At 59.8% G+C, this 14,288-nt stretch carries 10 protein-coding genes; 2 read left to right on the forward strand and 8 right to left on the reverse strand.

Annotated elements, in window-relative coordinates; all coding sequences use genetic code 11:
• Window positions 1–4: 4 nt before the first annotated feature.
• From AC6FTP_RS21485 to AC6FTP_RS21515, 7 genes are all read right to left on the reverse strand, one after another.
• Entirely contained in the window at window positions 5–1,093 is a 1,089-nt protein-coding gene (locus AC6FTP_RS21485; protein WP_497208962.1) for an MbnP family protein, read from the reverse strand.
• Between the two features lie 4 nt (window positions 1,094–1,097).
• Window positions 1,098–4,145 (reverse strand): sulfatase-like hydrolase/transferase, encoded by a 3,048-nt coding sequence (locus AC6FTP_RS21490; protein WP_497208963.1) that lies wholly within the window; start codon window positions 4,143–4,145, stop codon window positions 1,098–1,100.
• Between the two features lie 97 nt (window positions 4,146–4,242).
• Window positions 4,243–4,620, reverse strand: a complete 378-nt coding sequence (gene gcvH, locus AC6FTP_RS21495) for a glycine cleavage system protein GcvH (RefSeq protein WP_497208964.1) — start codon at window positions 4,618–4,620, stop codon at window positions 4,243–4,245.
• Between the two features lie 24 nt (window positions 4,621–4,644).
• The gene (gene leuD / locus AC6FTP_RS21500) at window positions 4,645–5,250 is read right to left on the reverse strand and encodes a 3-isopropylmalate dehydratase small subunit (protein WP_497208965.1); all 606 of its coding nucleotides are present in this window, start codon (window positions 5,248–5,250) and stop codon (window positions 4,645–4,647) included.
• 36 nt (window positions 5,251–5,286) lie between these two features.
• On the reverse strand, window positions 5,287–5,877 hold the full coding sequence (locus tag AC6FTP_RS21505; protein WP_497208966.1) for a hypothetical protein: 591 nt from the start codon (window positions 5,875–5,877) through the stop codon (window positions 5,287–5,289).
• Window positions 5,878–5,881: 4 nt separating this feature from the next.
• The gene (locus tag AC6FTP_RS21510) at window positions 5,882–7,213 is read right to left on the reverse strand and encodes a Gfo/Idh/MocA family protein (RefSeq protein ID WP_497208967.1); all 1,332 of its coding nucleotides are present in this window, start codon (window positions 7,211–7,213) and stop codon (window positions 5,882–5,884) included.
• 108 nt (window positions 7,214–7,321) lie between these two features.
• A complete protein-coding gene (locus AC6FTP_RS21515) occupies window positions 7,322–8,815 on the reverse strand; it encodes a PTPDL family protein (RefSeq protein WP_497208968.1) in 1,494 nt (497 codons plus the stop codon).
• 197 nt (window positions 8,816–9,012) lie between these two features.
• Here AC6FTP_RS21515 and AC6FTP_RS21520 point away from each other — a divergent pair, with 197 nt between their 5' ends.
• Window positions 9,013–11,532 (forward strand): glycosyltransferase, encoded by a 2,520-nt coding sequence (locus AC6FTP_RS21520; protein ID WP_497208969.1) that lies wholly within the window; start codon window positions 9,013–9,015, stop codon window positions 11,530–11,532.
• A gap of 19 nt (window positions 11,533–11,551) precedes the next feature.
• Window positions 11,552–13,501, forward strand: a complete 1,950-nt coding sequence (gene asnB / locus AC6FTP_RS21525) for an asparagine synthase (glutamine-hydrolyzing) (protein WP_497208970.1) — start codon at window positions 11,552–11,554, stop codon at window positions 13,499–13,501.
• A 193-nt stretch (window positions 13,502–13,694) separates the two neighbouring features.
• Here asnB and AC6FTP_RS21530 read toward each other — a convergent pair.
• A partial coding sequence (locus tag AC6FTP_RS21530; RefSeq protein WP_497208971.1) for a restriction endonuclease subunit S occupies window positions 13,695–14,288 on the reverse strand: 594 nt, incomplete at its 5' end.

The following is a 14,288-nucleotide window of genomic DNA, read 5'->3' on the forward strand; positions in this document are numbered from 1 at the left end:
GCGCTCAATCAAAAAAACAACCCCAGACCAAAACATAACCAAAGACCCGAAACACAAACTTTCGGACACGCCCGAATGCGGGCTTCCAGGCGAGGTTGAAGAGCGGCATGGCCTGACGTTTGCCCACCTGCCCTTCGGCCCCGAGGCTAAACAGTCGGGGATCTGAAAAGGCGTTGCTGGTAAGATGGCAACTGGCGCAAGATTGGGTGTTGTTGATGGAGAGGCGGGTGTCGTGAAAAAGTCGGCGACCGAGGTCAATGCCATGCTCGGTCAGCGGGTTGTCCTTGGGAAACTCCGTGGCTGGAAAGTGTGCGGGCAAACGATGCGCGAGAAGCTTGGGCTTCCAGTCCTCACTCCCCTTCTCTGCCAGCTTTGGCGCGAGACTGGGCTCCAATCGCACGATGCCAAAGGCCTGTACGGCATTGTCGGCAATGCGTGCGGCGAGGCCGCCATCTTCGCCGGAGTGTGTGGAATCAGCGGCGGCGATGTCGATGCGATGCTGCGCGGTGAAAAGCCGATCGGCATGAACCGAGAGCGTGAGCACGAGATTGCTGCGGAGATCAAGCTCGACAGGGGCCTCCACGGTGCCACGACAGGGCTGTCCGGCGAGATGATAAGAGTAACCACCGAGCTGCCCATCCGCCTGCTGGTAGCGGCCCTCCAGCGCGAGGAAGACATACTGACCGCGCCAGCTCCAGTGCAGGGCATTCACGTCCGGATTCAGCGGATGGCTAGCGGGCCACTTCGCCGCATCAGCCTTGTCGGTGGCTTCATCGAGACCGAGGTCGAAGCGGAAGGCGGTGAATCGCTCCGCAGGAATGCCGTTCAGAGAGAAGCTCAGGCGATTCTTCGCCACATCGACAAAGGCCACCCAATCCTGCGCACCGACCCATTGGCCATCAGTCCGTTGAAGCTGCGCGTGAGACAGCAGCATCGCTAGCCGGGTCAGCGAGAGCTTGTTTTGCACCGAGTTCGTCAAACTGACATCGTCCAACACGAGCGGCTTGTTTCCCCACATGGGCTCCAGTTTGACCGTCAGCTCCGCCGCATGAACGGCGGTCAAAAGTGCAAAACTGGCGAGCAGGCAGCGCATGGGATCAATTCACCGTGAAGCCGTTTGGGATCGTGCGTGTGATGCCGCCATTGTAGGTGATGATGACATTGCGAGCGCCGGTGCTGGCTCCAGCGGCAAGGGTGAAGGTGGCTGTGATAAGAGTCTGGCTGTAACGGGTGATGCCAGTCACCGTGATGCCTGTGCCGCTGCCAAAGGTGATGCTGCTGACGCCGACATTGGCTGGTGGAAGCGGCGTTGGAAGTTCTATCACGACACTGACCGCCGTGCCACGTGTGCCGGAGTTTGGCGTGACGGTATTGGCTCCACCACCGACTGGAGCGCTGGATGATGAGACCGTGCCTGCGAAGCCTGTTTTGTCATAGGTGGACAGCCCACTGCGCACAGCACGATAAAAGCGCCGACCCACCGGAGTCACAGCGCCGCCGACTTCAGTCGCGCTACCGGCGTCATCACCTGTGGCGACGATGCCGGTGCTGATCGTGCTCCAAGTGCTGAGATTCTCCGAAGCCTCGACCGAGTAGATGCCGCCTTCGACGGCCTTCCACGTCAGCGTGACGTTGTTTCCATTCACGCTGGCTCCATCGGAGGATTCGCTTTTAAAAGGACCGCCCACATAGGCCGTGGTCACACTTTCCGTGATGCTTGTCACCGTGCTGCCCGTGGGGCTGCCGTAGAATTGTCGGCCTGTGGTGTAGGGGAACGCGGGCGTGCCATTGGCATTGATCGTGGTGAAGTAGGCCCAGGTTCCCGCGGGATACTCCGGCGTGACGCAAAAGCGGACGTTCTGCTCATTGAGATCAAAATGCGTGCCCTGAGTGTAGCCGAGATCGCCGAGGTAATCAAAGTCCTCGATGTAATGCCCGAGCAGGAATCCCGTGCCCACGGCTGGACCATATTGATTGGCAGCCAGCGTGGCCGAGCGAACCTGCACGCGGGCCGCCCAGGCTGGCAAAGTGGTGCGGCCGGTGGCAGCGAGATTCGTGGTGCCATTCGTTCCATCTCGTTGCACGAAGCCACTGATCATGCGACGCAAGCCACTGTTCGCATCCATAGGCGTGGCGTAGCCATAAGGGCCGTAAACAGGCAGGCCATCAGCAGCCCAAGCGACGATGGGTGAGTGCTTGGTCACAGCGGAAGCGCTCTCCGTGTAGGTGTTGGAAGCTGAATTGTAATCCACATGATCCCCAAGCTGATAACGCAGGCCGATGGGTTGCGCATGGTAGTGGTAGTTGTTCCCAGCTTGATGAGCGAGGGCGTTGTCAAAGGTAACGCCTTCGTTGTGATAGCCATCGCGATTCCAGATGCCATCTCCGGTAAAGGAGCCGCCGGGTGTGGCATCAGCGGCATTGGTGTTTGAGTAGGAAAAGGCATCGCGTGAATCAAACATCGACACGCCATTCACCATGCGGCCGGTATCGCCGAGGCCGGTGCCGCTCTTGGTGCCAGGGATCGTCGGTGTGCGTGGGAAGCGATAAATCCTGGCTGTGTTGGACGGGTAGTTCGGGAAGAGGTTCGTCTTCGCCGCATTCAGATACCACGGCCCCATGATGTGACTGGCGAGGCCTGTGGTGTGGATGTACACCCAGGTCGCCGAGTAGTCGATCTGGTGTACTCCTGCATAAGTTGGCGTCGCTTGTATGCCTGTACCACGGCTCCAAGTCGTGACCGTCGTGCCGCTGTTCAGATCCGCGAGAGTCGGGTAGATGCGGGCATACTCGCCAGTGTCCTGAGTGAACCATGAGGAGATCAGCGGTGTGTCTGGAGTGCTGATGCCCATGGCCGCCGGAAGCTGAAGCTTCAGGGCTGCAAAAGCGGCTTGGTCTGTGGAAGTGATGCCCACATTCCCGAGCAAAGTGGTGGCTTCATTTGTGTCGGTGCTGGTTTTGTAAAACTCCTCATGCCCGTCGTCGAACTGGATGAGTTTGTAACCCGCTTCATCAATCACCGCCTGACCTGAGACATTGGTGGCGAGGTCGGCACTGAACTGCTCCACGAAGAGATAGCGGCTCGCGGCGGTGCTGTTTTGCAGGATCGGCAGCAGGCTCACGGAGTCGATGGGATTCCCCGCTGGCTGTGTCGCGGAGACGTTGATGCCTGCGAGTTCCAGAATGGTCGAGTAAAGGTCCACGCAATGCACCGGCTGCGTGCTGGTGCGGTTCGGACTCACGACACCTTTGCCCGCGATGATCAGCGGCACTCGCACGCCGCCATCATAGAGGGTTCCTTTGGAATGAGCGGCTGAGTAGGGTGTCTGGATGACCGTGGAGGGCGTGCCGTTGTCGCCGATGAAGATGACCGTGGTCTCGGTCAAGTTCACGCCAGCGAGCAAGCGACCGACTTCGGTATCCATGGCCTCGCACATCGCTTCATAGAGATTTCGATTCGTCGCCGTGGCCGAGTCGTAGCTGTGCAGATCCAGCGGCGGCTGATGCAGCGGCGAGTGCGGTGCGTTCAGCGCCACCCAGGCAAACCATGGCGAACTCCCCTGCCCTGCGATCCAGGCGATGGTGTCATTGATCGCATCGGTGGTGGCATAGTTCGTTGTCGCCACACTGACGCCGTTGGTGATCTTCGTCCACGCCGAGTAGTCCGGCAGCGCCCCGATGATCGTGCCCGCGAAGTGTGGCCAGCCGCCGATGGTGCGCGGCGTGTCATTCGTGCCAGCTCCGGCATTGAGATGCCACTTTCCAAACATGGCGAGCGAGTAACCCAGCGCCGAATTCGCCGCGAAGGCCTCCGGCAGAGTGAACTCGCTGGCTTGGAGCTGTGGACTCGTGGCTCCTTCAAGCTGCGCCCCGATGCTCGTGCGGAAGGGATGACGTCCAGTGAGGATACAGGCCCGCGTGGGCGAGCAGACCGGCTGCGCGTAAGCCTTGCTGAACAGCACTCCGCTGTTTTTTAAAGCGGAGATGTTCGGCATCGGCGGCACGCTGGCTCCACCTCCTGCAGTGAGCGGAAAGCTGTCTGCGCCCAAGTCATCCGCGATGATGAGCAGGATGTTTCCCGGCTGGGCTTGGAGCGAAGTCGCCAGGCAAGCCAGAGCGAGCAGTGGGTATAGAAGAGAGCGCATGAGGTGAGGCATGGCGCGCTAAACGCGGTGCCAGTCGTTCAGTCTCACGGCTTTACACAGGCTTAACAATAAAACTTCAGCCTGCCCAAAATCACGATCAGCCGATCATCGCTTTATATGCAGCGGCGTCTTTGAGACTCGCGGCTTCAGCGGCATCGGAGACTTTGATCTTGAAGATCCAGCCTGCGCCGTAGGGGTCGGTGTTGATGAGGCCTGGATTGGCGGTGAGTTCGTTGTTCACCTCCGTGATCTCACCGCTGACGGGGGTGTAGATGTCGCTCGCGGCTTTCACGGATTCCACAACGCAGACCTGCTGACCTGCTTTTACAGTACAGAGCTTCGGCAGCTCGACGAAGACGACATCGGTAAGCTCGGCCTGAGCATGATCGGTGATGCCCACGGGGGAGACAGCCTGGGTGGGATCGACCCACTCATGGCTGTCGCGATAACGAAGTTGCTCAGGAACGAGGCTCATGGTCGGCAGAGGTTGGAGATGAAATCAGGCAGCGTTGGCGAAACCAAGGGCGGTCATGCGGGCGTGGATGGCGTCCTTGGATTCGAGGAGCTCACCGATGGGGTCCCACATGCCATTCGTCAGGGCATCGTGTGCGGTTTCAGCCAGCACGACGGGGAAGCTTTCGCTTCCATAGATGACCTTGCGATTGGCGACATCGACGGTGACTTCGAGCGCAGGATTCGCATCGACCGCAGCAGCGAGCTTGGCGATGTCTTCAGCCGTGGCGATGACGCAGGGAATGCCGAGCGTGGTGCAGTTGCCAAAGAAGATCTCGGCGAAACTCTGGGCGATGATGGCGCGGAAACCGAAGCGATAGAGCGCCTGCGGGGCGTGCTCGCGGGAGCTGCCGCAGCCGAAATTCGTGCCGGAAAGAAGGATGGAGGCACCTTTGAAGCGAGGCTCGTCGAGAGGGTGGCCGGTGGGCTTGCCGTCTTTGTCGAAACGCACGTCGTAGAAGGCGAACTCGCCGAGGCCGTCAAAAGTGACGCACTTCATGAAGCGAGCCGGGATGATGCGGTCGGTATCGATGTCGGAACCTGTGACGTGGACGGCAGTGCCGGAAACTTGGGTGATCTTTGCGAGGGCCATGGTGAGGCCCTTCTCATAAGCAGAACGCGCCCCGGCTCAAGCCGCAATCCGCGCTCTGTTGAAGACCCAGCCGATGCCTGCGCCAAAACCAAGGCCGTAAAAGAGGCCCCAGGAGAGTTTTGCCAGGGTCATGTAGTGCTGAAAGTCGGGCGTGCCCTTGCCTGCCGCCCTCGCTTTGGGGACAAAGACATCATACATCGACCAATCTCCGGCAAAGTAGCCCGCCGTGTGAAGGACAAAGAGGGCCAGAGCGGCGATGAGCCATCCTCGGGTGCTGCCCAGCATCTTCATGGCGATCCAGGCAAACACGAGACAGCCCGCTGCTGCCCCGATCCACTCTCCACGCCTGTCAGGAAGAGCAAACCACGCCACCGTCCACACGACAGCATAGACTAGGAAAGCAGGCAGGAAGGCTTTGTAGAACCTCTCCTGACCACCTGCCAACGGTCCGAGCACGAGTCCCGACAAGCCAAGAAACACGGCGGCGATGGCGGCATACATGCCGAGTTCGCCGCCGAGATTCCGGAACCAACCCGCCCCAAAGGCCCACACCGAAAAGGCAGCAATGCTGACCACGGCGAACCCGAGTCCGCCATGGACAGTGTCTTTGAGGAGGGAACGGGACATCGGATTACATCTCCCAACCCGCGCGATACTGGCGTTTCACGAGGGCGTTGGCAGCTTCGTTGTTGGTGATTTTGAGGCCGGGAGCATCCCAGATGAGGTTTTCACCTGGAAAGGGGCTGGCGAGGCATCCAAGCAGGACGGCTTCTGTCAGTGGACCGGCGTAGTCGAAGTTGGCAGTGGGCTTCGTGGTGCCGCCTTTGAGGCAGCAGTCGATGAAGTCGAACCAATGGTTGCGCGGCTCGAGCTTGGGATACTTGAAGCCTTTGAACTTCTCTTTCGGGAAGAGCTGCGGTGTGCTGCCATGCGGGTGGAGAAGCACGCCATCAGTGCCGATGTAGAGGCTGCCCTGGCCGGGGAACTTGGCGGGATCTGCCAAAGCCATGACTTCGGCAGGCGGGCGGGCATCGCCGTCATACCAGGTGACCTTCACGCTGTCGCCGACGGTGTATTGCGTGCCTTTGAAGGTGTATTCGACGACGGCGTTGATGGCCCAGTTGGTGGCATTTGGCGGTGGTGGGCCGCTGGATTTCACGGCGATGGGGGCAGCGAGGTCGAGGCTGCGGAACCAGCCGCTGAACATGTGGCAGCCCATGTCACCGAGCGTGCCGGTGCCGAAGTCGCGGCGTTTACGCCAGTTGCCGGGGTGATAGTAGCCTTTGATGAAAGGGCGGTCGCTGGCGGTGCCGAGCCATTTTTGCCAATCAAGGCCCTCAGGGATGGGATCGCTGGTCTGTGGCACGGGCTCCATGTCGCCCCATTTCTTGTTCGAGAAGGTGTGGACCTCTTTGATTTTGCCGATGCTTCCCATGTGGATGAGCTCGACGGCGAAGCGTTCGGTGAAGTCGGAGGAGATCTGGATGCCCATCTGAGTCATCACGCCCTTCTCACGAGCCTTGAGCATGAGCTGGCGGCATTCGTAGAGGTTCTGGGCGAGCGGCTTCTGACCATACATGTGTTTGCCGAGTTCCAGCGCCTTGATCCCGATGGGGCCGTGCATGTGATCGGGCGTGGAGACGTTGACGCTGTCGATGTTGCCGGCTTCTTTTTCGAGCAGCTCACGCCAGTCCTGGTAGCACTTCACATTCGGCCACTTCTCCTTCACGCGGGCGAACTTCGTGGTGTCCACATCGCAGACGGCAGTCAGCTCCCACATGTCGTGGTTCGCCATGGAGGTGATGTCACTCCAGGACATGCCAGAGGCGCCAAAGGCAGCATGGCGCAGCTTGCCATTCGGCGAGGCGGCACGGAGTCCGGTGGTGATGTAAGGCGCGGCGAAAAGGCTGGCGCTGGCGGTTTGTAGAAAACGGCGACGTGAGGTGCTGGCTGGTGGATGCATGGCAGGTGAGAAATTACGATGAAGGAGAGCGAAGTCTGGCAGTGGATATGAAAAGGCCGGAAGTCTCGCGAGAGGCTTCCGGCCTAAAAAGTGAACTTGTTCAGCGGCTTACTTCTTCTTCAAGAAGGCAAAGAGCAGGCCGACGATCACGAGACCCATGCCGATCATGATGTAGAGCTGCATGTTGGACTCTTCCTCAACAGGAGCCGGGGCAGGCATGGGCATCGGAGCAGGTGCCTGATAGGCAGGCTGCTGTACGGGAGCTTGAGCCACGGGTGCAGTTGCCACTGGACGTGCGGCGACCTGAGGAGCTGTTGCTGCTGCTGGCGTTGTTGCCGTGGGAGTCTGAGCCGCCGGCATCGTGCCAGTGGCTGCTGGCTGGCCTGAGGCAGCAGCAGGAGCGGTGGCACCAGCTTCGGCGAGAATCTGTGCCACTCGGCTGTCCTGACTGACGGAAGGCGTGCCACCAATGGCGGCTGATCCGGCCGTGGCCATGGCTCCTGAGGCGATCGCACGGCTGAGCTTGGCGTGCAGCTTCATCAGACGGTTGCGCAGATCGATAGGCACATCACGATTTTCCATGTTCAATTTGAGCGACTGCACCCGCTCATACGCAGCAGCCCCCGCAAGATAATCTTCTTCACCGATTTTGCGGTAACAGGCGGTGAAAACCTCATTCTGGGTTTTGAGTTCATCGAGATCCAGGGTCTGAAGGCGTGTCTTCTCTTGAATGGCTTCTTTCTGAGCCGCTTGAATGCTGGAGATGTCATATTTGTAAGGAACACTCCAGCGCAGCTTCTGGCGGCGCTCCGCATCCAGGGTTGCCCGCCACTTGGTCATCTCATCAGAGATGGCGTTCTTGGTCTTCGAGAGTTCGGGTTCCTGCAATTTAGCGAGTCCATCTTTCCGAGCCTGGGTGATCTGTGGCTGCTCGGCAGACATTTTATCCAAACTGGCGATCAGCTTGTCCAGAATCGAGATCGCCTCAGGGATAGCTTGAACGTAGTAAATAGATCCTTTGTAGGCGGGAGGAGGCATGATCAGACTGTCAAACTCACGCATCGCACCGATGTAATCCAGCTTCGCAGCTTTGGCGCGCATGTCCGCAATGATTCGGAAAGCCTCCACGTTGAACTGCTCGGCCTTCGACTCCTTCACCGTCAGCCAGCGTCCTTCCAGTTTGATCTGGCCGTTGGAAACCATCGTCTTTTCCTCCTGGAGCTTCGTGATGATGTCCTCAATCTCTTTGGCTTCAGGCGTGCCGGGATACTTGTTCACGAATGGACGAAGGCGATCCTGAATGAGTTGTTCGTACTCGTCTGCCTTCATCAGATCAGCCGTTGGGAACACCTTGCGCAGATCCACGACTTCGACTTCCTGGGGTGTCTGGCGGATGACTTTGTCGATGTCTGCCATTGGGAAGATCTTTTCATCCATGATCTTCGGAGTCAGGCGGTATTTCATTTTCACCCCCTGCTCGTTTTGCTCGAGAATATTGCCCTCGACCTTGGTGCCGTTTTTCAGCATCAGGATGTCGGCTTTCAGGAAGGTGGTACCGCAGAGAAGCGCCAGGATGGCGATGCGGGTTCGGCTGATTTTCATGGCTCGGAAGGATGGGATGACGGTGATGATGAAAGGCGGAAAAAACCGCAGAATTCGAGGATTTAATCGGGATTCAGCCTGCGAGTAAAGAGAGAATCCTCGGCACGTAAGATGCGGACGGAATCGAGCAAGCACTGGCAAATGGTTAAGATTCACTGATTGCCAGCCAGATGTTATGGATATTATAGTCATGACTCGTGCCAGATTCCGCCCCATGCCGCCTTGTTTTCCTCATTCGTGACCTCGGTCATGGCGGAGCGCAGCGGCAATTGGTCACCCTCGCGAAAGCGATGACCCTGCGCGGGAACTTCGCCGTCAGCGTCGTGCATTTTTATCCGGGTGCCTTCGAGTCAGAGCTGCGCGCGGCGGGCATCCAGACCGTCTGCATCGGCAAAAAGCACCGCTGGGATCTGGTGGGCTTTTTCATCCGACTCATCGCCACCATGCGCGCGCTGCGGCCCGAGGTCATCCACGGCTATCTCCACGAGTCGAACCTCATGGCGCTGCTTTTGAAGCCCCTCTGCGGCTTCCCCAAAGTCGTCTGGGGCATCCGCGACTCGCAGACCGATGCCGCGACCTGGGGCATCCTCGGCAAACTCAGCTTCCGCCTGAATTGCCTGCTCTCCGGCTGGGCGGATCAAATCATCGCGAACTCTCGTGCGGGCCGTGACTACTACATCTCTCACGGTTACCCGGCGGCGAATTTCGAAGTCGTGCCGAATGGCATCGACGTGGAGCGCTTCCGCCCTCTGGCCCCTCTCCCCGCCGAGGAAGCCCATTCGCTCGGTGAATCTGTTGCGGGGAGAGGCTGGGTGAGGGGAACAGGCAGCCTCGAAGCGGTGCAAATCCCACCCCTCACCCCAACCCTCTCCCCGGAAGAGAGTGCCGACAGTTTCCGAGATGCACCGCCGGGGAGAGGGAGTCTGACCTTCGTCATGATCGGTCGCCTGCATCCCATGAAGGACCACGCCACCTTCCTCCGAGCGCTCGCTCAGGTGCCTGAGGCAAAAGCGGTGATCATCGGCAATGGCGATGCCGCTTATGCCCTCGACATGCGCTCCCTGGCCGAGTCACTCGGCATCACGAATCGAGTCGAGTGGCAACCCGCTCGTGACGACCTCGCCAGCGTTTATCCTACCTTCGACTGTCTCGTCTCCACCTCCGCCTATGGGGAAGGCTTCTCCAATGTCATCGGCGAGGCGATGGCCTGCGGCCTGCCCGTGATCACCAGCGATGTCGGCGACTCCGCCTGGCTGGTGGATGACTCGCGCTGGGTTTTTAAAGCCGGAGATCCAAGCGCCCTCGCGGAAAAGATGCGCACCTTCCTCGCGCTCTCGCCTGATCTAAGAAGCTCGCTCGGCCAGACAAACCGCCAACGCATCGAACAGCACTTCACCATCTCGACGATGGTAGAAGCCACGAGCGCCCTTTGTATCCCGCAGGCGCGGCAGCGTCCTGGAGTGCGGTGGCAGAACCCTGAAAGGGTGCCGACACCGCTTTCGATGGCACCGCAGATTCACGAACCTCCCACAGCCTCCGAAAGCGGCGTCACAGCCGCCGCACTCCAAAACGCTGCCGCGCCTCCCCGCATCCTCTGGCTCACCACCGCTCTCGGCACAGGCGGAGCGGAGATGATGCTCACCCAAATCATCACAGGCCTGCCCCATCACCGCCACACCGTCATCTCCCTCACCTCCGGCGGCAAATACATCGAGCCTCTCCGCGCTGCTGGTGCGGAGGTCCACACGCTCGATATGCCCACTGGCAAGCCCACCCCACGAGCGCTCTGGAAGCTCATCACCCTCGCGTGGAAAGCCAAGCCCACCGTCATCATGGGCTGGATGTACCACGGCTGCCTCGCCGCTGTGCTGGTGAAACTCTTCCGCCTCGGACAAGGCCGCGTGGTCTGGAACATCCGCCAGTCGCTCTACGATCTCAGTCTGGAAAAACGCGGCAGTGCGATGGTCATCAAGTCGCTCTCCTGGCTCGCCGTCTTCGCCGAAACCATCACCTACAATTCCCAGCTCAGCGCGAGACAGCACGAAGCCATCGGCTACTCGCGCACAAAGACCCGTCTCATTCCGAATGGCTTTGATCTCACGAAGTGGCAAGTAGAACGAACTTCCAAGTTCGTTCTCCCCGTTGTCGCCAAGCCAAACGAACTTGGAAGTTCGTTTTACATTGGCCGCTTCGGGCGCTTCACCGCGATGAAGGACTACCCCACCTTCCTCGAAGCCGCCGCACTCATCGTCAAAGCCCAACCACAGGCCCAGTTCATCCTCGTCGGCACCGGCGTCGATGCCACGAACAGCGAGCTCACCACCCTCATCGCCAAACTCGGCCTGCAAGCCCATGTTCACCTCCTCGGCGAGCGCTCCGATCTCCCGACCATCACGGCCTCGCTGGACATCGCCGTGTCCTCCTCGGCCTTTGGCGAAGGCTTCCCCAACGTCGTCGGCGAGGCCATGGCCTGCGGTGTCCCCGTCGTCGCCACCGACATCGGCGATACCGCCTGGGTCATGGGAGATACCGGCACCCTCGTCCCCGCCAAAGATCCCACCAAGCTCGCCGAAGCCTGCCTGCACCTCCTCAACCTTCCCGAAGCAGAACGCCGTGCTCTCGGGGAAAAAGGCCGCCAACGCATCACCGAGCACTTTTCCCTCGCCAGCGTGCTCCAGCACTTCGACGAACTGCTCCAACAAGGAACTAGAAACTAGGAACCAAGAACTAATTTTTATGTGCGGCATCGCCGGTTACTTCACCCTCCCACGCTCGAAATCATCCGACCAGATGACCGCCGAAGTCACACGCATGACCGATGCCATCCTTCTGCGCGGCCCCGATGACAGCGGCGCATGGGTCGATGCTGAAAACGGTGTCGCACTCGGACATCGACGTCTCTCCATTCTCGATCTCTCCCCGCTCGGTCATCAGCCCATGACCAGCGCGGATGGGCGTTTCGTCATCGTCTTCAATGGCGAGATCTACAACTTCCAGCAGCTCCGCGCCGAGCTCGAAAAGCACGGTCACAGCTGGCGCGGGCACTCCGACACCGAGATCATGCTCGCCGCCTTTCGCCAATGGGGCATCACCGAGGCCACGAAGCGCTTCAACGGCATGTTCGCCTTCGCCGTTTGGGACAAAGAAGACCGCACGCTCACCCTTGGCCGCGACCGACTCGGCGAGAAGCCGCTCTACTACGGCTGGCTCGGCGACACCTTCGTTTTTGCCTCCGAACTCAAAGCCATCCGCGCTTTGCCCGGCTTCAATGCCGCCATCAATCGCGATGCCATCTGCGCGCAGCTCCGCTTCAATTACATCCCCGATCCCTGGTGCATCTACGAAGGCCTGCACAAGCTCCCGCCCGCCTCGCTCATCACCTTAAAGGCACCTGCCGACAAACCCACGCCGCAGATCTACTGGGACCTCCGCCAAGTGATCGAACACGGTCTCGATCACCCTTTCACCGGCAGCGAAAGCGAAGCCATCGACACCTTCGAAGCCATCCTCAAAGAAGCCGTCGGGATGCGCATGGTGGCTGATGTGCCGCTCGGAGCCTTCCTCTCCGGCGGGGTGGATAGCTCCCTCATCGTCGCCATGATGCAGCAGCAGAGTGCGCGGCCCGTGCGCACCTTCACCATCGGTTTCGACGTGGCGGAGTACAATGAGGCGCAGTATGCCAAAGAGGTCGCCAACCATCTCAAGACCGACCACACCGAGATGTATGTCACCGGCCAGGACGCGCTGGATGCCATCCCGCTCATGCCCGGCCTCTACGACGAGCCCTTCAGCGACTACTCGCAGATCCCCACCTACCTCGTCTGCAAAATGGCGCGTCAGCATGTCACCGTCGCGCTCAGTGGCGATGCGGGGGACGAACTCTTCGGCGGTTACGAGCGCTACTTCGTCGGGCGCAATCTCTGGGACAAATTCGCCTGGATGCCGCCCGCTTTGAAAAAGCTCACCGCCGCCGCCATGACCGTGCTGCCTCCTGGAGCACTGAATTCGCTCGGCAATCTCGCGAAGCCCGTGCTGCCCAAGCGCCTCCGCCATGTGCCTTTTGGCGACAAATTGCACAAGCTCGCCGAAGTCGTCGCCGCACCGGGCATGGAGTCGCTCTACCTCACCCTCATGTCCCACTGGAAGCGGCCCGAGGACATCGTCATCGGCGGGCATGATCGCGATACCAGCATCACCGACACACGCGGCTGGCCGCGCGTCAGCGACTTCACGCACCGCATGATGCATCTCGACATGGAGACCTACCTCCCCGGCGACATCCTCACCAAGGTGGACCGCGCCGCCATGGGCGTCAGCCTCGAAGGCCGCATCCCGCTGCTGGATACGAACCTCATCGAGTTCGCCTGGAAGGTACCTTTCTCCATGAAAGTCCGTGGCGGCCAGGGCAAGTGGCTCATGCGCGAGACGCTCTATCGTCATGTCCCGAAAACCATGATCGACCGCCCGAAGCGCGGCTTCGGCGTCCCACTGGAGCACTGGCTGCGCGGCGAACTCCGCGACTGGGCCGAAGACCTGCTCAGCGAGTCCCGCCTCAAACGCGAAGGCTACTTCCACCCCGCCCCCATCCGCCAAAAATGGCAGGAGCACCTCAGCGGCACCCGGAACTGGCATTTTTATCTGTGGGACGTGCTCATGTTCCAGGCCTGGCTGGCACAGCAGAAGTGAAAGTAGAAGGCACAGCTTTCCAACCTGTTGGCTCCCGTCTCCAAAGTGGAACAGGTTTTCAACCTGTTCGCTCCGGCTCCCCCACCGAAATCAATATCGTTTGGAATCAGGAGGTCCTGTTGGAAAGTGGACGGCTTGCGAAGCAATGCTTCGAACTCTGCGATGCCGTCAGATCGTTTAATTTGAATGTCACTCATGGCGATGTTTCCAATTGAGCGGCGTGAGGCGATAAAAGACGCGGTAACAGCAAGTCGCGAGTCCGCCGGAGGTTTTGGATTTGGCTATCGAACGTCCATGCCTGCTCGAACATTGCTGACACGGTTTGCTGGAAGCGGGCGCGGAGTGGCAACGGCGGAGTCACGAGTTCAACCGACGAGATTCCTTCGAGGGTGATTTGGGGTTGCGCAGCCCCGCCGACGACATCACGAAGCCCGCGCTCTTTAAGCGTGTGGAACAGCCAAAAGAAATTGTCGGGGTGCGTCGGGTCGAAAGTGAAGGAGTTGTTAGTCACGTAACACTGCGGCTCGGTAATCTGCATTTCGCCGACGCTGCCTCGACAACCGCAGATGATGGTTCGGCCCTCGCGGGTGTATTCGGTGTAGCGTCCGATAATCTTCGCTGCTCCGTAAACTGGGTAAGCTCCGTCGTCCGCCAGCTTCTTGGTGGGGAGATTCTTGCCGTAGTTCACTTTCGTCAGCTCGAACAACGGCTTCACCTCCCAGCCCTGCGGGATGTCGCCGAGGACGGAGGGGAGGCGGGGGACGGATTCGTGGCCGGGGAAGCGGAA

Origin of the sequence: Prosthecobacter sp., from assembly GCF_044378005.1 — a bacterium.
Lineage (GTDB): Bacteria > Verrucomicrobiota > Verrucomicrobiia > Verrucomicrobiales > Verrucomicrobiaceae > Prosthecobacter.

Bases quoted from the DNA above. Each gene is read 5' to 3' on its own strand.
- AC6FTP_RS21485 (WP_497208962.1), bottom strand. From the start codon at position 1,093: ATGCGCTGCCTGCTCGCCAGTTTTGCACTTTTGACCGCCGTTCATGCG.
- AC6FTP_RS21490 (WP_497208963.1), bottom strand. From the start codon at position 4,145: ATGCGCTCTCTTCTATACCCACTGCTCGCTCTGGCTTGCCTGGCGACT.
- gcvH (WP_497208964.1), bottom strand. From the start codon at position 4,620: ATGAGCCTCGTTCCTGAGCAACTTCGTTATCGCGACAGCCATGAGTGG.
- leuD (WP_497208965.1), bottom strand. From the start codon at position 5,250: ATGGCCCTCGCAAAGATCACCCAAGTTTCCGGCACTGCCGTCCACGTC.
- AC6FTP_RS21505 (WP_497208966.1), bottom strand. From the start codon at position 5,877: ATGTCCCGTTCCCTCCTCAAAGACACTGTCCATGGCGGACTCGGGTTC.
- AC6FTP_RS21510 (WP_497208967.1), bottom strand. From the start codon at position 7,213: ATGCATCCACCAGCCAGCACCTCACGTCGCCGTTTTCTACAAACCGCC.
- AC6FTP_RS21515 (WP_497208968.1), bottom strand. From the start codon at position 8,815: ATGAAAATCAGCCGAACCCGCATCGCCATCCTGGCGCTTCTCTGCGGT.
- asnB (WP_497208970.1), top strand. From the start codon at position 11,552: ATGTGCGGCATCGCCGGTTACTTCACCCTCCCACGCTCGAAATCATCC.